This window comes from Methanomassiliicoccus sp. (assembly GCA_012719175.1).
In the GTDB taxonomy this organism is placed as follows: domain Archaea; phylum Thermoplasmatota; class Thermoplasmata; order Methanomassiliicoccales; family Methanomassiliicoccaceae; genus UBA6.
The window spans coordinates 219,712-242,907 of sequence record JAAYAX010000004.1 but is presented as its reverse complement, the minus strand read 5'-3'; the positions used below and the strand labels follow the sequence as shown (position 1 = coordinate 242,907).

Sequence of the window (23,196 nt, the reverse complement as noted above, 5' to 3'; positions counted from 1 at the left end):
TATATAGAGACCCGCCTCTGCGAAAAGAGGCATGTTCGATCAGTCCTCCAGCACGTTCGATAACCACGTTCGCTCCCTCTCCACCGCCGGGGTCTTGGAGGTGCCCGCGGGCTCGCCCTGTGTCATATGCAAGGGCTCGAAGAACCTGTGCGGAAAGGACCGCTGCCCCCTGATGATCAAGTTCTATTCCCGCTCCCGCAGCAGGAACCTCATGGATTCCCTGGACCTTGCAGGCATGTCCCCGCCCGGGATCTTCGTAGGCCGGTTCGGCTACCCTAAGGTGGACATAGGTCCGCTGGTCCCTCCCATGATGGGGGACACCTCTCTCATGGACACCCCGGAGCTATGGGTGGGGAAGTCCATCGATGAGATCGTGGACTTCCGCTTCAGCCTGGTGCGGGGAAAGTACCGCATCGATGCCACCGACTTCCACAAGTACGGTCGGATCGTTGACCACACCAGGGACCTGGCCCTCTCCAACGACCCCACGGAGGTGGAGGCCAAGTTCCTGAAGAGGCCGTCAGGGAGATTGATCCTGGACGATGAGGTCCAGCCCTTCGGCCCTTCGGCACGGTTGCAGAACCTGGAGGTAGGGAACCCCCGGTACGACCACCGAGTGGAGAAGGCCTTCTATGACACCGACCTCAGGGCCACGGAGGCGGTCAAGGCGTTATACCGGGAGGGTGTCCTCATCTCCAAGATCCAGAAGGCCTTTTCGGTGGGTGCGTTCGGCGTCGACAAGAGGAGGAGGTTCGTGCCCACGAGATGGTCGATCACCGCCGTGGATGACATCCTGGGCAAGGACCTGCTGCGGACGACCAAGAGGAATCCCACCATAGAGGACTGGCGCGTGTACGACTGGGAGATGCTAGACAACCGCTGGAGCATCCTTCTAATGCCCACCACCTGGAGGTACGAGCTCATCGAGGCGTGGTATCCCAACACCACCTGGAACCCCCTGGGGCAGCAGATCGAGATCATCAGCTCGCATGAGTTCTATGAGGGCAGGAAGGACTATGCGGAGATCGGGGGGTGCTACTACGCCGCCCGGCTGGCGGTGAACGAACTGCTCATGGCCGAGGGTCGCCAGGCAGGGGCAGTGATATTCAGGGAAGCACACCCTGGATACGTGATGCCCGTGGGCGTGTGGAACGTGCGGGAGAACGTAAGGGCAGCTCTCAAGACCACCCCCCATGGCTTCGAGACCCTCAGCACCGCGCTCCAGCATATCGTCTCACGCATGGACATCTCCCTGGAGAGGTGGATCAGCTCGTCCGCCGTGCTAACAGACATGATGACCCAGAGAAGGATCGACGATTATGTCTGACCTCGATGCGTTCACGGATGGGGGACGGACCAGCTTCGTTCGGAAGATGTGCTCCACCGCCCTGTCCCCCTCGAGACTTCCTGGCCTCGACCATGCTCTGAACCCATACACCCGCTGCGGTCACGACTGCGCCTACTGCTACGCCCCCTATGTCATGCGGACATCGCCCTTGGAATGGGGCAAAGAGATCGTAGCCAAGGTCAACATACCCCAGGTCCTGGCCAAGGAGCTGCCCCGCCGCCAGGGGGTCATCGGTCTGGGCACCGTCACCGATCCCTATCAGCCCTTGGAGGCGGAGACCCTCCTCACGCGTCGATGCCTGGAGGAGATCGTAAAGGCTAGTGCCAGAGTGTCTGTGCTGACCAAGTCGGACCTCGTTCTGAGGGACCGTGACATCCTTAAGAGGATAAGGGGCGCGGAGGTGGGAATCACAGTCAACACCATCTCCGATGATAGGGCAGGAATATTCGAGGCCAACGCCCCACCCCCCTCCCGGAGGATGAGGGCAGCCCGGTGCCTCGTAGACGAGGGCATCGACACCTATGTGTTCTTGGGACCCATCATTCCCACCATCACCGATCACGACCTCGAAGGACTGGTACAAGGAATAGCCTCTTCAGGGGTGAGGTCGGCCATGATCGACCGCCTGAACCTGAGACCAGGGATGAAGACGCGCATGTGCCGGAGGTTGGCCGAAAGATCGCCCTCCTCTCTCATCGAGTTCGACGCTCGCGTAGAAAGCGATGCCTACTACTCGGAGATCATAGCTATGCTGGAGAGCATGCTGAGGGAGGCCGGGATCCGCACCGCGGCGGCGTTCTGAGATTCAGGCCACCGTCTCCTTGGAGGAGAGGACCGCCCCCGCGAAGGCCAGGACCACGTATATCACCAGGGCCGCGAAATCCAGCGTTATATCGCCAAAGCCACCGCCGCGCAGCATGATGGTCTTCAGCCCGTCGATGGCATAGGTCAGGGGGATGAACGCGGCTATGTACTGCAGCTCCACCGGCAGGGTCTGGATAGGCACCAGGAAGCCCGACAGGGCGATGGAGGGGATGGCTATCATGGGCGCCAGCTGCACAGCCTGGAACTCGTTCCTGGCAAGCCGCGAGAGGAGGATGGCAAGCATTATGGTGCCGATGGAGAACAGGATGACGAAGCCTATGACAAGCAAGATGTCTCCCCGGACCGTCGCCCCGAACACCACGATGGACACGGTGAGCACGACCAGGGAGATGAGGACACCGAAGAAGGTCATACCCAGAACATACCCGGACATCATCTGCCAGCGGTTGATGGGAGCGGCGTAGAACCTCACCTTGGTCCCCTCCAGGTCCTCCCTCACCAGCAGAAGGACTGAGAGCAGCAGCACCAGGAACATGATGATGAAGCCGATGACCCCGGGGAGGGAAACGTCCAGGCCGGAAAGCTCCCCCTCGCCCCACACCGGGCGGGTTTCCACCGACAGCTGCACGGGGAGGGCTGAATCCTGGACCGTCCTGCCCAAGGCCGCGCTCACCGCAGCCATGACGCTGGCCCTTACCGAAGGCTCGGCCTCGTCCGCGTATACCAAGAGGGTAATGTTGAACGGAGGGCTGGGAACATCGGTGCTGAGCTCGGAGGGCAGCACCACCAGGGCGCTCACCTCCCGGGCCCGTATCCTATCCCAGGAGGCGTTCATGTCGCCGGAGACATCCACCACGTCCACCTTATCATCGGCTCGCAGCTCCTCCACGAACTTGGACTTCAGTGGCGTTTCCGCCCCCTCGTTGACGACGATCACAGGATTGTGCTGGGTCTCCCCCTGTAGGGCGTAACCGAAGAGAAGGGTGATGACCAGCGGTACGATCAGTATCATCCCGATGGTGCGCCTGTCCCTGGTGAGCTGCCTTATGACCCTCAGGCCGATGGCCAAGGCCGGGCGCATCAGGCACCTCCCTCGAAGCGCAGGAAGAGGTCCTCCAGCGAGCTGACCCCCTCCTGCTCCATGAGGTCCCCAGGCCTCCCCAGGGCCAGGATCTTGCCGCGTATCATGAGCGCCACCCGGTCCACTCTCAGCGCTTCGTCGGTTATGTGGGTGGTGATGAGGATGGTCTTGCCCTGGTCCCTCAGCTCCTGGAAGTGGTCCCAGAACTGCTTGCGTAGCAAGGGATCGACCCCCACAGTGGGCTCGTCCAATATGATAAGGTCAGGGTCCGGGAGGAGGGCGATGCCCAGGGACACCCTCCTCCGCTGACCTCCTGACAGCGTCCTCGATACCACCGAGCGCTTTTCCTCGAGGTCCAGAAACTCGAACAGGCGGTGGGTACGCTGACGGATGGAGCCGTCATCAAGGCCGTAAAGACGGCCGTAGAAGAGCATGTTCTCCTCAGGGCTGAGGTCCTGGTAGATGGAGATATCCTGGGGCATGAAGCCCGTCCGGCGCCGCACCTCCTTCTTCTGGCCGGGAACATCGTGGTCCAGGACCCGGATGCTCCCGGTCTCGAACCGGTAGATACCCATGAGGCAGTGGATGAGCGTTGTCTTTCCGGAACCGTTAGGGCCCAACAGTCCGAATATCTCCCCTCTAGGAACAGAGAGGCTTACACCATCCACCGCTTTGAGGTCTCCGAAGCTCTTGGTCAAGTTGGTCACTGAGATGGCCAACTCTGGAACATCCGCCATCCTCCAGGGAATGACATTAGGCGGATAAAATTCATCACAACGCGGAGCAGCCACATAAGGTGCCTGCGGGACGACGAAAAACCATAACAGTTATATAGAAGCGATAAAATATGGCCCCCCAACGGAAAGGAGGATAATTTATGGCATATTCTCTAGGACAAAGCCAACCTATCATCGTGCTTCGAGAAGGCACTGAGCGCACCAAGAACAAGGAAGCGCAGGGTAACAATATCCAGGCCGCCCGCGCGATCGCGGACGCGGTACGCTCCACCTTGGGACCGAAGGGCATGGACAAGATGCTCGTGGACAGCCTGGGAGATGTTGTGATCACCAACGATGGCGTGACCATCCTGAAGGAGATCGACGTTCAGCACCCGGCAGCCAAGATGGTCGTCGAGGTAGCTAAGACCCAGGACACCGAGTGCGGCGATGGGACCACTACTTCCGTGGTCCTCGCCGGTGAGCTGCTGAAGCAGGCCGAGCAACTTCTAGATCACAATGTACACCCCACCATCATCGCCAATGGCTACAAGCTGGCGGCATCCGAGGCTGTGAAGGTCCTCGAAAAGATCTCCGTGGACAGCAAGAGCGATGAGATGCTGAAGCGCGTGGCCATGACCGCGATGACCGGCAAGTCCGTGGGCGACCAGAGGGAACTGCTCTCCGATATGTCCGTCAAGGCCATCAAGTCCATCGCCGAGAAGCGCGACGGAAAGGTCACTGTTGACGTGGACAACATCAAGGTGGAGACAAAGACCGGCGGATCCATCGCTGACACCGAGCTCATCAACGGGCTTGTCATCGACAAGGAGAAGATCCATCCCCGCATGCCTAAGGTCGTAAAGAACGCCAAGATCGCCCTCATATCCTCCGCCATGGAGGTCAAGAAGACCGAGGTCGAGGCCAAGATCCAGATACGCGACCCCGCTTCCATGCAGCGCTTCCTCGATGAGGAGGAGAACCAGCTGAAGGAGATGGTCGAGAAGCTCAAGTCCCTGGGCGCCAACGTTGTGTTCGTCCAGAAGGGCACCGATGACCTGGTTCAGCACTACCTGGCCAAGGCCGGGATTTTCGCATGCCGCAGGGTCAGGGAATCCGACCTGGCGAAGCTGTCCAAGGCCACCGGAGGGAACGTCGTTGGCAACATCGACTCCATCACCAAGTCAGACCTGGGCGTTGCTGAGCAGGTCGAGGAGAAGAAGATCGGCGAGGAGTCCATGACCTTCGTCACCGGCTGCAAGAACCCCAAGGCCATAAGCATCATCGTCCGCGGTGGGACCGAGCATGTTGTGGATGAGGTCGAGCGCGCCCTGCACGACTCCCTGAGGGTCGTCGGTGTCGCACTGGAGGACGGCAAGGTTGTCGCCGGCGGCGGTGCTCCGGAGATCGAGCTCGCCCTGAGGCTGGCCGATTACGCTTCGTCCGTTGGTGGCCGCGAGCAGCTGGCCATCGAGGCCTTCGCTGAGGCCATGGAGATCATCCCCTGGGCGCTGGCCGAGAACGCTGGTCTGGACCCCATCGACCTGGTCATCAAGCTGAAGACCGCTCATGAGGGCAAGAAGAACGCCGCCTACATGGGCATTGACCTGGAGTCTGGCGAACCGGCCAACATGCTGGAGGCCAACGTCATCGAGCCCCTCCGTGTCAAGACCCAGGCCATCGAGTCCGCGACCGAGGTCGCTGGCATGATCCTCCGGATCGACGACGTCATCGCCTCTAAGAAGATGCCCACCGGTCCCGGCGGCGCAGCTCCTGGGATGCCCCCAGGCGGAATGCCCCCCGGAATGGGCATGCCTGGTATGATGTAAGGACGCGAGCCGTGTCCCTCCTTCCTAAAACAATTTCCATCTTTTAATTTTTATATTTGATACTATTAATAGAATCTTATCAGTGCTGGCGCCTCGTTGTCGTTCTATGAATTCGACCTCGGTACCTACAAATATGAGCTTTCTTGATTCCAGCATAGGAGAACAAGGAAGTAGGAAGGGAAAACATGAGAAAGATCGGATCAGCGCTCGCATTTTTGATCGTAGGTTTGTTCCTGGTCAGCTTCATCGCTGTCCCGGCCAACGCCGTTACCACTCCCATCACCGGATGGGATGTAGGGGACAAATGGGCCATGGGCAAGGAGATGGACATCGGTGCTAACTTCACTGACATGAAGGGCGAGATCGAGGACATGATAGAGGGGTACCTCAATCTCACGGTGAACAAGCTTGATGTCGATGGCACGGCGTGCTTCTACGTCCTCTTCGAGGTGACGGGCGAGACCGCCACAACATACATCGTAACATCGAAGGTGGCCATGAAACTGGATACCAAGATCGATGTCAGTGTCTCAGGAATGCTGCCTGCAGCCGGTACCTACAGCTACAGCGACAATCCATTCAACCCGGACTCGACGGTCGCCAAGCAGTCCAAGACAGTGACCGTGGACGTTACTGAGAAGCTCGGCGTAGTTATGACCACCACTGCCATCGTGCAGAAGAGTTCGCACGCCATCTCCAATATCACCATGCAGACCAATGGTGCCTTCTGCCTGGAAGTGGACGCCAACAACATCCCCAATGTCAACAGTTCCAGCGGTCAGCAGGTCCTGTCATACAAGAACTATGACCTGGGAGTGAAGGCCTGTATCGATTTGACCATGTACATGGACTTCTCACCCGCCCTTGACCTGTTCCAGCTGCCAGTGATGCAGGGGGAGCTGTGGTACACCAACTCCAGCACCATGACCATGAGCGGTCAGGTAACTGGCTTCGTGGATGCCCATGGCCTTGAGGATGAGTGGAAGGAGAGCATTTTCACCGAGGAGTTCGTGGAAGCCACGGGATCTTCTGACTTTCCCATCAACCTTGACAAGCTCAACTCCGAGGATGCGAACATAACTAATGGCCACTTCGGGCCCGTGACCAACGAGATACCACCCATGAAGATGAGGTGCCTGAGCACATCGGTCACCCATGAGGTGAATGGTGTATCCAAGGAGTACCTGGTCATAGAGGTCAACGATGCCCAGAAGATCCTGTATTGCCCAACCCTGGGATTCATGTGCGGCGGCGCAGTCTCCACCGAGACGGACGATATGCCGATCGAGCTTCCAGAGGGCACTGATATGTTCACAGGTATGCTCGGTGATGAGCTATCCATGGACCCACTGTCCGCGGATTCGGTGGCTGGTGAGATATCTTCCATTGAGTCGTATACAAGCTCTGTGGAAAAGGAGGCCACGGGTGGAAGCTCCATCGCCGACTTCTTCTTCAGCAGTCCATACCTGGGAACGTTGATGGTGATTGGGGCGGCTGCCTGTATAGGCATCATCCTATATGTTGGTACAAGGGGCAGGAAGCCTGGTCCCTAAACCTCTTTCAAACCTTCTTCCTCATTTTTACAACACATGTTCGATCCCCGTTCAATGACAAGCTCCACTCCTTATGGAGATGATCATGATATCAATATGATTATAATGTTTAACATAAAAGAAAAAAGTAAGTAAAGTTATTAGCTTTACTAATTAACCTTCTCTATTTTTCCCTTCTTGCCCTTGGAGATGTCCAGGCCATAATCGGATTGCTTGGCGTAGCAATCAGTAAGGACCAGCTCAGTCCCCACGGTGATCTCCATGCTCTCAGGAAGGTCCACATCCTCGTCCCATAGCGTGATGCGGCAGTTTCCGGACTCATCTTGAACATCGATGTTCCGGACCTTCCCCTGACCACCGGTCCTCTTGTTGAACGTCCTGGTAGGGTTTATTTTGCTGACAGTGGCGGTAACGGTGATCTCTTCACGGTCCTTGATTTCTGCGATCTTCTTGGATGCCATCTTAATTCCTCCCTCGGAGAGGACCAGTTTGCGGATGGTGGCATCATCCACCAGTCCCCCGAACTCGTCTCTGAGCCTTGCCATCTTGGACTCGAGGCTGTCACTCATCCTATGGCCCCAATGTGCATTTTGCATTAAACGGTTACGTAAGTATACATATTAATAAGGTAAATGGTAACGATACAAGCTTAAATATTCTAATAATCCGCCTTTATGAGGAAAGGTATAGGCAATGCCTACAATTGATCAACTCTCAGCCTATTCCTGACCCTTGAACTTCTATGTAAAAAAGATGTTCTGGCCGTGATAAAGCACCGGGGTAAGCCTAAATCCCACCAAGGCTATTCACGCCTGGGATGCGCGAAAGAGCCATGTCTCGACACAGGAGAGAATGAGATTGCGTGCTGCCATTTATGCCAGGGTTTCCACCGACGATCAGGCCCGAGAGGGTTACAGCATACCAGCGCAGCTGAAGAGGCTCCAGGCATACTGCAAGGCCAAGAACTGGCAGGTGGCCTCGGAGTACGTGGACGATGGTTATTCAGGAAGGGACGTCAACCGTCCTCACTACAAACGCATGATGGCCGAGCGCGATCAGTGGGACGTGCTGCTCGTCCTGAAGATGGACCGTATCCACCGCAACTCCCGTAACTTCACCCAGATGATGGACGACTTGAAGGTGTGGAAGAAGCAGTTCAGCTCCATGCAGGAGAAGTTCGATACCACCTCGGCCATGGGTCGGTTCGTCATGGACATCATACAGCGCATAGCCCAGCTGGAATCGGAGCAGATCGGAGAACGGGTGAAGGCGGGCATGTCCCAGAAGGCCAAGGAGGGGGGAGGTCACCTGGGGTCGCCCCATCCCTATGGATATATCATAGTCAAGGCTCAGTTGAAGGTAGTAGATGATGAGGCCGGCATCGTCCCTTTCATCTACAGCTCTTACATCAACGGGCGCTCGCTAGGCGAGATCGCCGGGACGCTCAACGATCGGGGGATACTGTCCAAGAAGGGGCTGCGGTGGAGCAAACAGGCGGTCAGCAGGATACTGCGGAATCCCCTGTATTGCGGTTATCTTGCCTGGGATGGCAGGCTCATCCGCCTGGACCACCAACCTCTGGTCACCGAGGGCGCGTATAATCTTGTACAGGGGCTGATGGAGGAGAGGCGCAGGAACCGCTCGGGTTCCGGCCATGAGCTGGTGGAGGCGGATTCCGGTGGTTAAAGCAGCGATCTACATCCGTGTGTCCACAGAGGAGCAGGCCGAGGAAGGCTACTCCCTGGAGGCCCAGAGGGAGCGTTTGGTGGCGTACTGCGAGGCTCAGGGCTGGGAAATCACGGACATATATGCTGACCGAGGACACACTGGGCGAAAGATCACCACTCGCGAGGAGTACAAGAGGATGATCGCCGAGAAGGACATGTGGGACACCATCCTCGTCCTGAAGATGGACCGTATCCACCGTAACTCCAAGAACTTCATGATCATGATGGAGGACCTGGAGCGGTGGGACAAGAAGTTCACCTCCATGCAGGAGGAGCTGGATACCTCCACCTCCATCGGCAGGTTCGTTGTGGACATGATACAGCGGATAGCCCAACTGGAATCGGAGCAGATCGGGGAGAGGACCTACATGGGCATGGCCCAGAAGGCCGAGACCGGTGGACTCCTGGGGTTTAACCCTCCGTTCGGTTACGGCATTGCAAACAATGACCTGATCATCATCGATGGTGAGGCCGACGTGGTTCGGGAGATATTCATATCATACAACGCCGGGAGGTCCATGAACGAGATAGCAAATGAACTGAACGGCAGGGGGATACTCACAAGGCGGGAAGGCCACTGGACATTATACTCCATAAGGCAGATACTGCACAACCCCGCCTATGCTGGCTACCGGCGATGGGACGGTTATCTGGTGAAAAGCGACCACGCCTCCATAATCGACCAGGACACCTTCAATCGAGTGCAGGAACTGGCCTCGATGAAGACCAAGGACCCGAGGAAAAGGGGGGCGAAGCTCCTGGAGCCCGAAATATCCTAACCTTTTTGTCGGTTGTATGGATATGGACTAGCATGCCAACGCGATGGACCCTCCCCGATCAAGCCTCCGCTCTGCAATGGTGCGCTCATAGGAACGAGCAGGGCATACGTTGCATACTTGATGTTCTTGGACGTTATAATCGCGATGAGACCCTGGCCAGGGAGTCATATGCTGCATACATCAAGTTGGCCGAGCAGGTCAAAAAGAGAGGGCTGAAGGCCTCGTTCGCCGTCAAGCCGTCAATTCTGGGTGGGGTGATCAGTCGTAATCTCACGATGGAGCTGGTCCGGGGCATAGGGGAGAAAGCCGGGGACCTGGGCATAGGGTTCGAACTGGATATGGAGGGACAGCGCACCATCGATCTCACCCTGCTGATAGCAGAGGAATCTGCCCGCTCCGGGTTGCGGCCGACCATCGCCCTGCAATCATATCTAAAACGCACTCCCAAGGACATCGAAAGGATGCTGGACGCGGGGGTCAAGATACGTCTGGTCAAGGGCGCGTACACCGGTGACATCGCTGATTTTAATATCATACAAGAGGTCTTCAAGGACCTGGTAGAGCAGATCCTGGAGCGGGACGTCCCCTTCTGCATCGCTACCCATGACCCGGACCTGCTGGAATGGAGCCAGGATAGGATAAGCGACCGGGACATCCTGGAGTTCAGCTTCCTTAAGGGTCTGGCCGATGAGACCAAAGAAAGGCTGGTATGGGACGGGTGGAAGGTCGCAGAGTACGTACCCTTCGGACCCCATAAAGAGGGTTATGAGACCCGTAGGAAGACATATTTGAGACGACTGGACGAGCTCGGAAGACTGCCTGCGCCATAATACATCCGTGGCAAACCTTTTTCTACATGTTAATTCCGTGAATCCCCAGCGGAATCAAAATCGATTCGGCTAAACACACGGAATCCCGCCACAGGGAGGGGGAATGATTCCGGACTATAAATGCACCATATATAGGTTAAACCAGATAAATTCCAAAGGGCATAAAAATGGTATTAACGGCATGTATGGATAATAATAGCTTTAATACATCAAGCTTATACAGGAATCGGGTTCCCTTGAACTTCAAGGTACCCGTGGAAAGGGAGGAGGCCCTTTAAAGAGACGATTCGGGGCGACGAATGGTCTCATTCGTTTGTCCCAATCGCCCAAGAGGGTTTCCATAAAAGTTAGTTAGTGGGAAAAAAGGAGGAATAGTAAAAATGGCAGAAGAAACGAATGCGCACATGAAAGTGGCGATGGCCGATGTGATGGGAATATTGGTGATCTCGATGTTTACATTCGCGGTCGCCGTGACTTTAATGGACTTTGGGGACACTGGAGAGTTCATTGGAGCTGTTGGCCCATGGGTCGGAATCCTTTGCATCGTAACGGCAATAATGATGTTCTTGAATGAGAACCTTCTGGGAACCGCTATCTTTGGCCCCCTGGCTGTGTTCTTCCTCACCATCGTCTCCATGTCCGTTGGAGATGCACTAGGCTATCTCTGCATTGTCATTGGCATCATCGCAGCGATAGACATGTTCCTATCACTGTTCCAGCCAGTTAAGATGCTGCCCATACTGCTAGGGATCGCCGCCATCGCGTTCTTCGTGACCGCAGCCTTCTATCTAGGAAGCACCGATCTGGACTTCCTCGCGGGCGCCCTGTGGATGATCTACTCTCTGCTGTCGTTCTACATGGCTGCTGCGATCGTCCTGCTGGTTATGAAGGGCAAGCAGGTCCTGCCCCTGATGATCAAGTCCTGAACGGATTGATCAGGCTCGACAGGCACCAAACCCCTTTCCTTAATCCTATTTTTTCAGCAATCCCAGCCGTGCGTATGTTCAAAGTTTGAAAGTGCAGTGTTATCTTTTCAATCGAGCACGAGCTCATGATACCCGGAAATCTTTCTACGCAATAGGGTCGAATTCACTGTTCAGATGCCTAGTTCTTTGCGCCTCATTTCGATGTGATCGGAAAGCAGCGCAGCCGCCTTACGGGGCTCCGGCTCCACCCAGAAGCGTGAGTTCATCTTGGCCTCTATCCCCTCTGTGAGCAGTTTGGTCACCCTAGGGCTTCCCTGTATCCTGGGGGAGATGCCCAACACCGTGCTCACACCCGACCCCACAAAGTACTTCGCTATAGCCACGGCCTTAGGGGAGTACCACTCCGGCGCAGCCCCTCCTATTGGCAGCTGATCGATCCTAACATTGGCCAGCTGGGCGAGCGCAGCGACCAGGTTCAGGATTCGGGTATTATCGACGCAAGAGCCCATATGCAGTACCGGCGGAATGCCCAGGGCACCGCACACTTCCTTCAGACCTTTCCCTGCTTTCTCTATCGATCCCGGTAGCAGCAGTCCGGCCTTGGCGCAAGCGATGGATGCGCACCCTGTCTCCACGCACAGTATGTCACGCTTTATCAGCTCTCGGGCCAGCCCCACATGGCCAGAGTCATGGCGTATGTGAGGGTTGTTGCAGCCCACGATACCTACGCATCCTCTGATCTTACCGGACACTATCACATCCAGCAATGGTTTGAGGCTGCCGCCGAGGGCCTTGCTGATCGCCTCCATGGAGAAGCCTACCATCGCCTCCACAGGCCCATCAGGGATGAACACCTTCTCTCGAGCACGGTTGGGATAGTTATCTATGGCCATCTCCAGAATCCGCCTCGACTGCTCGAAGGCATTCTCCGGTTCGATCTCGATGTAGGTCGCTCCGGTCATGCCTCCCTTGGGCGAGGTGGTGATGACCTTGGTGTGGTAGCACGCCGCGGTGTTGGCCAGGGTAGGGAAGATGCACTGGTAATCGACCACCATGACCTCTAGGGCCCCGGTGGTGATGGCCAGCTCCTGATCGAGGTGGTTTCCTGCCTGAGGCACACCCTTGCGCATGAGCAGCTCGTTCCCGGTGCAGCAAAGGCCCACAAGGTTGATGCCCTCCGCACCCACATCCCTTGCCCTTTTTATAATGTCCGGCATCTGAGCGGCCTGGAGTATCATCTCCGAAAGCAGCGGATTGTGGCCATGAAGAGCGACGTTCACATGATCCTTTTTCAGAACTCCTAGGTTGACCCTCGATGTCTTAACGTCCGGAGTGCCGAACATGATGTCGGAGACCTCCTGTGCCAGCATGGAACCCCCCCATCCATCGGCCATGGAGGCCTTGAACCCTTGATACACCAGCCCCACCGGTTCATTGTCCACGCCCATGTGGATACGGTGCATCGACTCCACGATCTCCCTGTCGATGCTGCGCGGCAGGATGCCTGCCTTCCTCCACATCTCTACACTGGCAGCAGGGGCCCGCTGGAGCAGCTGGATCTCGCCCTTGATCGTTCCATAGTCCTCCAGCATAGCCAGGGCCAGTCTCTCAGCGATCATGTTCAGCGTACCGGACGTCTCGGTCCCATACTCGCCGGCCATCTTGCGTAGCTTTTCCTCGTCGGCGATGCCGTAGCCCGGTGCCTGTCCACGGGACCACTTCAGCAGCGCCTCCACCAGGTCCCGCCCGTGGTCGGAGTGTGACGCTGCCCCCATGGCCACCCAGTCCACCAGGTTCCTGGCCACGATGAGATCGGGGTCATTGCCGCATACCCCGCGGTTGCGGTCGCCGCCCATCATGCGGCATGGCCCCATAGCGCACCTCTGGCAGGAGATGCCCGAGGAACAGAACTTGCAGTGGGGGAGCTGCCTCTCCAGGCGGTCCCAGACCGTATCGGTGCCCTCGAGCATGGTCTTGCGGAGAACGGCCTGCGAGTTGGGGTCGAGCGTACGTTCCTCCACCTTCTGCTCCATCTCCTCGGGCTTGAGCTGCTTGGGAGGAGCGCGTATGCACTCGACGGAAAGGATCTCTTCATACTGATCGGTCATGAGGTATCGTTGAGAGAAGAGCCTATAATTCACCTTTGGCCGATAGGACGCAAGCCCCTCTAACGAAGTGACAGATCGATATTCTCCTTGATCTTCTGGATAGCCTCCACTGCCCGCGGGCAGTCGCAGTCCAAGGCCGAACGGCCGTTGAGGTCCGCGTCGATCATCTCAGGAACGTAAGGTATGAAACCAAGCACTGTCCAGGGGGACCCCTTCAGCAGGGTGGTGACCTCGACCTCCTGCTGTGACGTCGATACCTTGTTGATAATAATAAATATATTTTTAATGCCTAATGTATTTGCCATGGTCCCAATTCGCTCGGCCGTTTCCACCGAGCGTCGGCCCGGTTCCACGACGATGAGCATGACATCGACCACTTTGGAGGTGGAGCGCCCCAGGTGCTCCAATCCCGCCTCCAGGTCGATCACCACCACATGTTTGTCATCTAAAATGAGGTGTCGCAACAATCCTTTGAGGAGGGCGCTCTCGGGGCAGAAGCAGCCAGATCCGGGAGCCTGGATGGTCCCCAGTACCAGTATATCGATGTCCTCCTCGCCTCGCACCGCAAATCTTTCCACCAGGTCATCGACCCGGGGGTTCAGAGAGAAGAACGACGGGGTCTCCCCCGGCCTAGCTCCAGTCCTCTCCTCGATAAGATCGAGCATCTGAGATAGGGGAACAATCTCCTTTCTCTGTTGCTCGGGCACACCCAGGGCGGCCGGGAGCGAGGACGCGGGATCAGCGTCCACGGCGATGACCTTCTTACCCTCGCGCGCGTAGAGGGAGGCGAGCACCGCGGCCACGGTGGTCTTCCCCACCCCGCCCTTGCCGGAGACCGCGATCTTGAGCGACATTCACAGCTCCTCGAAGAATATGCGATGCCGGATAAGGTCCACCTCCGACAGGACGACATCATTGAGCATGACCGACCTACCGATGATATCGGTGCATACATAGGAGCCATCCCTTCTCCTTACGCTCACCGCATCCGTTAGGACCGACCGCACACCATTCCTGTCCTTGCAGAACACCGAGGACTCACACATCTATCCTTGAAAGGATAGTGATATATTATTGGACTTCCGGTCGAACGATCAACTGTCCTCCGCGCTTGTCGATCACGCTTAAGGACGGGCGCACCCTAGTTATCGATTCCAGTTTCCTAGAGGAGCGGTTTTTTTATTAAAAAGCCGGGAGTTTTGATGCAAATTACCCACCATTTTTACCATGAAAAAAGAAGAAATTACATCGTTCTCGCTCCCGGCGTTCTCCTCCTCATTACATAAGGAAGGGGGAACGGAGTCGATGATTGTTATTCATTCCGAGAACGAAAACCGCTTAAGATGCGATCTTGGGGCATTTCAATTTGATATTCGGGAGTCCGTTGTTGACTATAATGTAAAAATGAGCGCAACAAACTATTGAACAACATAATTCTAGTGCTGCTATTGGAAAACATAGAAATTATAATATCTATGAAATCTATCATATCCATAGTTTAAAACTCTACTGCCTAGAAGTGACAATATGACCGACGAAAGAGCGACGGAGGGAAAGACTAGCATACAGATCTCCCCCGAAACCCGGGATAGATTGTATCGGCTCAAATTCCGAAGGACCTATGATCAGTTCTTGAGCGAACTTTGCGACATGTATGAGATACAAGAAAAAGAAGGGTAAAAATCACCCTATTGTCCGCCATTTTTCCTAAATTTTTTCCTCTTAATGAGCAAAACGAGAATAATAACGTCTCATAAGATAAGATAATTAAAAGAAAAGGTTTCACCTTTATCGCTCATATCGCCTCTACTTTCTCCATGATCACCTTCCTTGTTACCTTCAAAGGATAGTCGATAACGTGGACGATGCCGTTAGAACACTCGATATCTGCTGTTTTGACTTCGGACGCATTTATTTTTAGAGTGTTCTCGACATCGCTTATTGTCATCTCATCCTCGGTGATCGTGAATATCATGGACCTATCCATGATGTCACTCAACAAGAGCTTGCCGAGCACTATGTGGGCATATACCATTCCCCGCGTCAACGTAGGGTTCTGGTCCAATTGGTCGATCTCCTCGTCTGTTATTTGGACAAGAGCATCGTTAGACGGTGCAAATACGGTGAATGGACCTTCGCCGGTAAGCAATGGTTTCATGCCAACAAGATCGATGATGTCGGCGAACATCGATAGCTCTTCTATGTCCCGTATGGTCTCGATGATGTTGTTCATGTTCTCACTAAAATTAGATTAGAACAAATAATATAAATACTTTGATATTATGCAGGCTGGCTATCACGTTTTTACTCCTTAGAATAATATCATATTAAATAATGAATATATTTATTTTCAAGCCAGGGAGAATAAACTGCTTCGTTGTTCTTGAGCCCAAATTTTTATTACACTTTTGGAACCTGTCTGACCGGAAGTAGCGTTATTTGTTCAACAGAATAGAAAGTTTAACAGTTTAGTATATACATATATTATTACTGCAAATAACGTATAATCATAAATTTATTTACTAATTAGCTAATGTGTTTAATATTAGACAGTTCCATGTCTCCTGCTAGGATGAAGAATGAGTATTGATGGAAAACTTTTGGCCATTCTCATCATATAGTTCTCCCAAGTGAAAAAGTCTAGAACTTTTTTATGGTAAGGTAGCCCTCTGAGGGTCCGTGCAGACTTTCTCTTTCATCGCTAGAATGCCAGATGATCCCGGTGCTCTTCATCATGCCGCTGAGATCATCAAGAGCCATGGAGGCAATATCCATCGTGTCGATTACGACCGGAGGATCGATCCCCATATCGTCTTCTTCCAGGTGGATGCGGAGGAGGGGGCGCCGGAGAAGATCACGCGGGACCTCCAGGCCATCGGTTACCTTCAGACTTCATTAGCTACACTTCGTTTCCTCAAGTTCTCGGTTTACCTGCCGGATGAGCCGGGAATGCTCTTCGAGTTCCTTAGCCACACCACCGGGGCTGGCGCCAACATCGCCTTCCTGGACTTTGATGACAAGGGAAAGCACCCCGGCCAGCTCACCGTCTCCCTTACCCTGGACAACGATGGTATAGCCGACCGGCTCCTCACCGAGCTCAAGGCCCGGTGGAGATTGGAGATCCTGGAATATGACGGCACCGGCAAGAAGCTGGACGACACCGTCTTCTACATTCGCTTCGCCCAGGAGCTGCGGGAGATCATCGGTATGGATGAGGAGTTCCTCATGCGCCTCCTGCACGATTCCAACCATATCGCCCAGGAGCTGACCTCACTGGGTAGAGATCCACACATGGTGTTCGAGTCCATACTCAAGACCGGGCGTACCCTGCGGCAGACCACGGGGATGGGTTTTTACTCCATGGTGCAGCAGGTCCCCCTGAGCACTGGAGGGATGCTGTACTGCTTCCAGCTGCCCTGCGGTGGATCGGTCTACGTTCTCAGCAACCAGGGGCGCATCGCCATGTTCGACACAGGCTTCGGAATCTACCACCGGGAGATAGTGGAGATGATCAGCCATTTTGGCCTGGACGTCAGGGAGATCGAGGGCCTTTTCATCACCCATGCCGATGCTGACCATTCTGGGGGTGCGGCGTTCTACGACTCTTCCGCCTACCTCCACCCAGGGTCGGTGGACATCATCCGTGCCGCCAACCGCGCCTACGGGTCGCAGATGCAGGGCTCCATCCTGGGCGAGGTGTACACCAAGCTCATCAACCTGTTCTCCATGTTCAATCCTCCATCCAAGGTGCGCCTCATTCCCACGGAGCCAAGGGGCACGCGCATGGGCCTTCCAATCTTAGAGGTGGTGGAGATCTGCGGTCTGAAGTTCGAGATACTGGAATCGCTGGGCGGGCACCTGCACGGCCACGTGTTCTACCTGTGCGAGGATGAAGGCCTACTCTTCACCGGCGACTGCCTGATCAACTTCGACTCCTTGACCCCGGAGATGGAAGAATTCGCCACCCTGGCCAAGAACCTCATGACGACCGTCAATGTAGATTCGGAGAGGGCCAGGGAGGAACGCAAGGACCTCATCAGCATCGCCAAGGACCTAGACCCGGTGCTCCAGGCCAGAAACTCTCGCTTACTGGTATGCGGCGGCCACGGGGCCATATCCACCCTGGAGGCCGACGGGCTGCATACCTACGGTGAGATGAGGAGATACGATGTGGCCGATCACTATCAGGTTAAGTAGGCAGTAGACACATTCATCTGACGCAGGGGAGGTTCAGCACGAACCTTGCCCCATAGTTCCTTTCGCCGGCCACACGGTCCTCCACCCACACGCTGCCGCCGAAGCCTTCGATTATATTCTTGACGAGGTACAGGCCCAGCCCCCTACCAGTGGTGTTGGGGCTTCCCCGCTCGAATCGATTGAATATCCTGATCTTAAAGTCATCCGGTATGCCACAGCCGTTGTCCTCCACCACCACGCGACAGGTGTCCCTGCCGTTGAACAGGGTGCGCTCGGCAGTGACCGTCAACTGGACCGGATCGGGGGTGTACTTGATGGCATTGTGGATCAGATTAGAGAACACGTCCCGGAGGAGCTCGTTGGCCTCCACGACCAACCCGTCCTTGATGTCGGTGTCGATCACTACCTTGCGGCCCGGGGTCCGCTGCCTGGAGATGACCGTCTCCTCCAGCACCTGCGACAGGGGCATGGGATGATGGACGGCCTTCCCCTTCCCCAGCATCTGCAGCTTGTTAATGTTCTCGACCAGATCGCCGACCTCGTTTAGCATGCGCTCGGCATTGTCCAGGTAGGCACCTCCCTGCAGACCGACCCCCGCCCTCGCGCGGAAAAGCTCCAGGTTGCCCCTTATGGCCAGGTTCAGGTTGTTGACATCATGGGACAGGACGTCCAGGTAAAGCTCCAGCCTCTCCTTCTCCTCCAGCATCTCCCGCTCCATGCGGAGGTGCTCGGTGTAATCCTGCAAGGTGGTCACCGCTCCCACCACCTTTCCGCTCTCGCTCTTAACCGGTACCGTGGTGATAAGCACCTTGGCCTTCGTGCAATCGGTTTTTTTAATATCCACCATCAGCCCCACTGTGGCCTCCCCGTTCCTGATCGCCCGCTGCACAGGCCACTCCTCGGGCCGAAGTGGCACGCCGGTCTCCGGCCACCAGCCATCGCATCCGTTATGCTCGTCGATCTCCGTTGTGGGCGCCCTCCCGCCCCAAATGTCCTGGCGGGTCTGGTTGGTGATCTGGATGCGGCCAGCACCGTCAACGACAAGTATCCCTATCGGTATGGTCATAATAAGGTTCCCCAAGCAAGCTACTGTTTAGCACAGAAAGCGGTTAGGTAGGACGTTAACCTTTCCTATACAAATAGGATAACACGAATAATATTTTTCATGAACGGACAAAGGGCCGTATCACGGGACCCATAGAGACCAATCCCCTCTGACCCCGCTCTTCATCGCCCTATTGAAGGAAGCCTGAATACCCAGCCGCCGACGGTTCGTCCAGTAATAGAAAGTGAGGAAGAACAAGGTGGCATCGATGAAGTAGGGGCTGCGGCGAGGGCCGATTACGTAGCGGGCGTCCGTGCGCTCCATGAACGGTGTTACGAACCTTTTCTTTCCCAAAGTACACGCGGACATGCAAACGGTCTTGTTACGGAAGCAGTCGATGGGGAACTCCGAGGCGTTTATGCTCCCCCGGGGCAGGAGGAAGTTCGGCTTCTCCTCGTCACCGTGCCCGGACATGTGCACTATCTTGAACCGCCTCATGAACGCCCGGTCCTCGAGCATGTCCAGAAGGTCGCTCTTGTTGGACACCGTGTGCAGCTCGAAATAGTCTGTACTGGCCATCTCCAGGACCTCGCTGAGCATGGCCCCCTCGGAGGGGTCCTGGTACTGAGGGATGCTCTCGATGATCAGGACGCTACGCCGTTCCACCTCACGTGTACTCCCCGACCAGGTAATCAATCTGTCTATCCGTCGCTGCCCTGGAGCGTCGGGCTCCATCATCCTGTGGAAGGTGGTGGTAAGTGTGAAATATCTTGCGTGGCATGCTCTAGCAAGCTAAGTCATTTCCAGCCCCCTGGGTTCGCCGCATGCGAGCACTACAGGGAGCGGATAGGTGATAATGTGAGATACTGGGACCCCCGGATGGAAGAGATGTCGCGGGCCGACCTCGAGGCCTTGCAGTTCAAGCTTTTGAAGACCCTGGTGTATCGTCTGTACTCCTTCTCCGACTTCTACAGTTCCCGTATGAAGATGGCCAAGGTGCATCCCGATGATATCCGCTCGTTGGACGACATCTCCAAGCTGCCGTTCATGTACAAGAAGGACCTCCGCGACAACTACCCTGACAAGATGTTCACAGGCAGCCAGGAGGACCTTGTCCGCTATCATGTCTCCTCCGGCACCACCGGGAAGCCTACCGTGGTAGGCTACACGCAACGAGACCTGGACAACTGGTCCACATCAGTGGCCAGGGGCCTGACCTCCATCGGGCTGGGGCGGAGGGATGTAATTCAGGTGAGCTACGGCTACGGCCTGTTCACCGGTGGCCTGGGGCTCCATTACGGGGCGGAGAAGATCGGCGCTACCGTGGTCCCGGCCTCAGTGGGCAACACCGAGCGACAGATCGAGCTCATACAGGACCTGAAGGTCACGGCAGTGGCGTGCACCCCCTCGTACATGCTGCATATGTCGGAGGTCGCCCAGAAGATGGGTGTGGACATACAGAGGGACACCCAGCTGAGAACGGCCATACTGGGGGCGGAGCCCTGGTCCGAGGAGATGCGCACCCGCATCCAGAACAACACCGGCATCAAGGCCTACGATATCTACGGGACCTCGGAGCTGTCCGGTCCCCTGTTCACCGAGTGCACCGAGCAGAACGGGATCCACATCTGGGGGGACCTTGCCTACGTGGAAGTAATAGACCCTGACACCGGGGAGAGGCTAGGTCCGGGAGAGAAGGGCGAGCTGGTGATCACCATGCTGCAGAAGGAAGCTCTCCCCATGATCCGTTACCGCATCGGAGACATCACCTCCTACCATAATGATGAGTGCGCCTGCGGCCGCTGCCATACGCGGATCTCCCGCATCACCGGCCGTGTCGATGACATGCTCATCATCCGCGGCATCAACGTGTTCCCCTCGCAGGTGGAGTACTCGCTCATGTCCATCCCCGAGCTGGGGGAGCACTTCCAGATCGTGGTGGATCGAAAAGGGGCGCTGGACACCATGATGGTGCGGGTGGAGCTGAAGAGCGCGGCGTTCTCGGACAAGCTCGATGACCTGATACGGCTCAAGGGGAAGGTGGTCCACGTGCTAAAGAACGATCTCAACGTGGCCGTCGATGTGGAGCTGGTATCACCAGGGACGCTCACCCGCTTCGAGGGAAAGGCCAAGAGGGTCGTGGACAGGAGGCAGATCTGATGAAGTACGTAATCAAGCAGTTATCAATATTCGCGGAGAACAAGCCAGGACGCCTGGCAGCCATCGCAGAAGTGCTGGAATCGGAGGACGTGAACATCCTGGCCTTCTCCATAGCGGAGGCCAGCGGGTTCGGCGTGGTAAGAGCCCTGGTCAGCAATCCCGAGAAGGCCCAACAGAGGCTCGCGGACCTGGGATACGTGGTCTCATCCACCGATGTCATCGGGGTGAGGATGAGGGACGAGCCCGGCGGCCTCAAGGAGATCGCCAAGATCCTGGGCGACGCGGACATCAACATCGAGTACGCCTACGCCTACTCCGGCCGTCCCGCCGCGGTCCTTATCCTGCGCGTGGACCAGGTCGAAGACGCTATCCGCGCGTTGCTGGACGGCGGCGGTCAGCTGCTGGAGAGGTCGGAGCTGGATTGACAGTGCCGGTCAAGCCCCGCCGCCTGAAGGAGGGGAGCGTGGTGGCGGTGATCTCGCCATCACTGGCGGGACCGTACATCTTTCCCAAGGTGTACCAACACGGCGTCTCGGTGCTAAGGGACGAGCTAGGCCTGGAGGTGGTAGAGATGGAGCACACCAGGAGGCCGAACTACCTTATGCGCCTCAACCCCCACCTCCGAGGTCAGGACATCAACGATGCTTTCATGGACCCCGGGATCGACGCCATCATCGCCACCATAGGAGGGGACGACTCGGTGCGGGTGCTCCCTCACCTGCGCATCCAGGACATCATCGAGCGGCCGAAGGTGCTCATGGGGTTCTCCGACACCACCACCCTCCTCACCTACCTGGCCTACAAGGGGATGGTCACCTTCTACGGCCCCACTGTAATGGCCGGTATATCGCAGATACGCCACTATCCTCGGAGCCTGGAGCACCTGCGGGAGATGTTGTTCCACCCCAGCGCGGAGCACACGTACCGGCCCTCGCCGTCGTACAGTGAGGGGTATCCCGACTGGTCGCTGGACTCCTCGGTCGGAAGCATCTCTCGCAAGAAGAGGGCGCCGAGGTGGAAGGTTCTGCAGGGCGAGGGAAGAGCGGAGGGGACCTTGTTCGGAGGGTGCATCGAGGTCATGGAGGTACTGAAGGGCACGCGGTTCTGGCCGCCGCACACCTTCTGGAAGGACAAGGTCCTGTTCATGGAGGCTACGGAGCAAATGACATCCCTCACGCGGCTGAAGCAGATCATGCGCAACTACGGGACCATGGAGGTGTTCGAGAACATATCCGCGCTACTGTTCGGGCGATGGCGTGGGTACACTTCCCAGCAGCGACGGGAGGTGGAACGCATCATCGTGAGGACGGTGACCGAGGAGTTCGGCAGGTCAGACCTGCCCATCATAATGAACATGGACTTCGGTCACACCGACCCGCAGATGATACTGCCCCTGGGCGTTCGGGCGGAAGTGGATCCCACAGGACCTACGCTGACGTTGAAGGAGTCGCCCCTACTTTAGAACTCTTCCACTTCGCGGAGCGAGCGAAGGTAAACTATTACTGTGCGGCAGGGCATTATCGTTCTCATGGTGGCCATACTCAGATGACCTCTGATTACGGTCGCCAGGGGTGATTACCGTTGGCGGACGATGACCTGACGATCGAGCTGAGCTTCAAGACCTTTCCAGCTAGATATACCTGTGAGGGCGAGGAGATGTCTCCTCCGGTAAGTATCAGGGGGTGTACCAGCGAATACCTCGCCTTGATAATGGACGACCCTGACTGCCCCACAGGGACCTTCGATCACTGGCTCATATGGAACATCAAGGGCACGAACCTGATACCGGAGAACATATCTCATGAGGAGCATCCCACGGAGCTGCCAGGTTCATCCCAGGGTCTGAACACCGGAAGGGAGCTGGGGTACATGGGCCCGTGCCCCCCGAGAGGAAGGCCCCATCGTTACTATTTCAAGGTATACGGTCTTGGTGAACCTCTCGACCTCCGTCCTGGGGCCTCGAAGGTGCGTCTTGAGAAGGCGATGGTGGGTAAGGTGTTGCAGTACGGCGAGGCCATGGCCACCTTCCAGCGGGTCTGAGATACCATCAAATATCTAGGGCACACAATTGT

Annotated in this window: 22 protein-coding genes; 13 read left to right on the top strand and 9 right to left on the bottom strand. The window is 56.3% G+C overall.

Going from position 1 to position 23,196, the window contains the following annotated elements:
• Positions 1–31 precede the first annotated feature (31 nt).
• Together GXX95_01625 and GXX95_01620 are read left to right on the top strand one after the other, a co-directional pair.
• A complete protein-coding gene (locus GXX95_01625; protein NLT36846.1) occupies positions 32–1,327 on the top strand; it encodes a hypothetical protein in 1,296 nt (431 codons plus the stop codon).
• Positions 1,320–2,150, top strand: a complete 831-nt coding sequence (locus GXX95_01620; protein ID NLT36845.1) for a radical SAM protein — start codon at positions 1,320–1,322, stop codon at positions 2,148–2,150. The genes GXX95_01625 and GXX95_01620 overlap by 8 nt, the downstream gene beginning before the upstream one ends.
• Positions 2,151–2,153: 3 nt before the next feature.
• On the opposite strand, the gene GXX95_01615 is transcribed toward GXX95_01620, so the two are convergent.
• Positions 2,154–3,254, bottom strand: coding sequence for an ABC transporter permease (locus GXX95_01615; protein NLT36844.1), 1,101 nt, complete (start codon positions 3,252–3,254; stop codon positions 2,154–2,156).
• The gene (locus tag GXX95_01610; protein ID NLT36843.1) at positions 3,254–3,973 is read right to left on the bottom strand and encodes an ABC transporter ATP-binding protein; all 720 of its coding nucleotides are present in this window, start codon (positions 3,971–3,973) and stop codon (positions 3,254–3,256) included. The genes GXX95_01615 and GXX95_01610 overlap by 1 nt, the downstream gene beginning before the upstream one ends.
• A gap of 158 nt (positions 3,974–4,131) precedes the next feature.
• Between GXX95_01610 and GXX95_01605 the strand changes: the two genes are divergently transcribed.
• Together GXX95_01605 and GXX95_01600 are read left to right on the top strand one after the other, a co-directional pair.
• On the top strand, positions 4,132–5,799 hold the full coding sequence (locus GXX95_01605) for a thermosome subunit (protein NLT36842.1): 1,668 nt from the start codon (positions 4,132–4,134) through the stop codon (positions 5,797–5,799).
• Positions 5,800–5,984: 185 nt separating this feature from the next.
• Positions 5,985–7,352, top strand: a complete 1,368-nt coding sequence (locus tag GXX95_01600) for a hypothetical protein (protein NLT36841.1) — start codon at positions 5,985–5,987, stop codon at positions 7,350–7,352.
• A 149-nt stretch (positions 7,353–7,501) separates the two neighbouring features.
• Here the strand turns inward: GXX95_01600 and GXX95_01595 are convergent, their stop codons facing one another.
• Positions 7,502–7,921 (bottom strand): hypothetical protein, encoded by a 420-nt coding sequence (locus tag GXX95_01595; GenBank protein ID NLT36840.1) that lies wholly within the window; start codon positions 7,919–7,921, stop codon positions 7,502–7,504.
• Positions 7,922–8,204: 283 nt separating this feature from the next.
• Between GXX95_01595 and GXX95_01590 the strand changes: the two genes are divergently transcribed.
• The 4 genes from GXX95_01590 to GXX95_01575 all read left to right on the top strand — a co-directional run bounded on the left by GXX95_01590 (position 8,205) and on the right by GXX95_01575 (position 11,614).
• On the top strand, positions 8,205–9,038 hold the full coding sequence (locus GXX95_01590) for a recombinase family protein (protein ID NLT36839.1): 834 nt from the start codon (positions 8,205–8,207) through the stop codon (positions 9,036–9,038).
• Positions 9,031–9,858 carry a recombinase family protein gene (locus GXX95_01585; GenBank protein ID NLT36838.1) on the top strand — a complete coding sequence of 276 codons (828 nt, stop codon included), beginning with the start codon at positions 9,031–9,033 and terminating at the stop codon, positions 9,856–9,858. The genes GXX95_01590 and GXX95_01585 overlap by 8 nt, the downstream gene beginning before the upstream one ends.
• Before the next feature lie 32 nt (positions 9,859–9,890).
• On the top strand, positions 9,891–10,688 hold the full coding sequence (locus GXX95_01580; protein NLT36837.1) for a hypothetical protein: 798 nt from the start codon (positions 9,891–9,893) through the stop codon (positions 10,686–10,688).
• Between the two features lie 380 nt (positions 10,689–11,068).
• Positions 11,069–11,614, top strand: a complete 546-nt coding sequence (locus GXX95_01575) for a hypothetical protein (GenBank protein ID NLT36836.1) — start codon at positions 11,069–11,071, stop codon at positions 11,612–11,614.
• Positions 11,615–11,784: 170 nt separating this feature from the next.
• Here the strand turns inward: GXX95_01575 and cooS are convergent, their stop codons facing one another.
• From cooS to GXX95_01555, 4 genes are all read right to left on the bottom strand, one after another.
• Positions 11,785–13,647, bottom strand: a complete 1,863-nt coding sequence (gene cooS, locus GXX95_01570; protein NLT36835.1) for an anaerobic carbon-monoxide dehydrogenase catalytic subunit — start codon at positions 13,645–13,647, stop codon at positions 11,785–11,787.
• Positions 13,648–13,781: 134 nt separating this feature from the next.
• Positions 13,782–14,576, bottom strand: a complete 795-nt coding sequence (locus GXX95_01565) for an AAA family ATPase (protein ID NLT36834.1) — start codon at positions 14,574–14,576, stop codon at positions 13,782–13,784.
• Entirely contained in the window at positions 14,577–14,753 is a 177-nt protein-coding gene (locus GXX95_01560) for a CooT family nickel-binding protein (GenBank protein NLT36833.1), read from the bottom strand.
• 764 nt (positions 14,754–15,517) lie between these two features.
• Positions 15,518–15,955, bottom strand: a complete 438-nt coding sequence (locus GXX95_01555; GenBank protein ID NLT36832.1) for a fasciclin domain-containing protein — start codon at positions 15,953–15,955, stop codon at positions 15,518–15,520.
• Between the two features lie 446 nt (positions 15,956–16,401).
• Between GXX95_01555 and GXX95_01550 the strand changes: the two genes are divergently transcribed.
• A complete protein-coding gene (locus GXX95_01550; GenBank protein NLT36831.1) occupies positions 16,402–17,919 on the top strand; it encodes an MBL fold metallo-hydrolase in 1,518 nt (505 codons plus the stop codon).
• A gap of 13 nt (positions 17,920–17,932) precedes the next feature.
• Here the strand turns inward: GXX95_01550 and GXX95_01545 are convergent, their stop codons facing one another.
• Together GXX95_01545 and GXX95_01540 are read right to left on the bottom strand one after the other, a co-directional pair.
• On the bottom strand, positions 17,933–18,985 hold the full coding sequence (locus GXX95_01545; protein ID NLT36830.1) for a PAS domain-containing protein: 1,053 nt from the start codon (positions 18,983–18,985) through the stop codon (positions 17,933–17,935).
• Positions 18,986–19,105: 120 nt separating this feature from the next.
• Positions 19,106–19,630: a hypothetical protein gene (locus GXX95_01540; protein NLT36829.1), complete on the bottom strand. Its 525-nt coding sequence runs from the start codon at positions 19,628–19,630 to the stop codon at positions 19,106–19,108.
• A 213-nt stretch (positions 19,631–19,843) separates the two neighbouring features.
• On the opposite strand from GXX95_01540, the gene GXX95_01535 reads away from it, so the two are divergent.
• From GXX95_01535 to GXX95_01520, 4 genes are all read left to right on the top strand, one after another.
• Complete coding sequence (locus tag GXX95_01535; GenBank protein ID NLT36828.1) at positions 19,844–21,124, top strand: phenylacetate--CoA ligase; 1,281 nt, start codon at positions 19,844–19,846, stop codon at positions 21,122–21,124.
• Positions 21,124–21,549 carry an ACT domain-containing protein gene (locus GXX95_01530; protein NLT36827.1) on the top strand — a complete coding sequence of 142 codons (426 nt, stop codon included), beginning with the start codon at positions 21,124–21,126 and terminating at the stop codon, positions 21,547–21,549. Before GXX95_01535 ends, GXX95_01530 begins: the two co-directional genes overlap by 1 nt.
• 2 nt (positions 21,550–21,551) lie before the next feature.
• Positions 21,552–22,586: an LD-carboxypeptidase gene (locus GXX95_01525; GenBank protein NLT36826.1), complete on the top strand. Its 1,035-nt coding sequence runs from the start codon at positions 21,552–21,554 to the stop codon at positions 22,584–22,586.
• Positions 22,587–22,780: 194 nt separating this feature from the next.
• Positions 22,781–23,164 carry a YbhB/YbcL family Raf kinase inhibitor-like protein gene (locus tag GXX95_01520; GenBank protein NLT36825.1) on the top strand — a complete coding sequence of 128 codons (384 nt, stop codon included), beginning with the start codon at positions 22,781–22,783 and terminating at the stop codon, positions 23,162–23,164.
• Positions 23,165–23,196 lie beyond the last annotated feature (32 nt).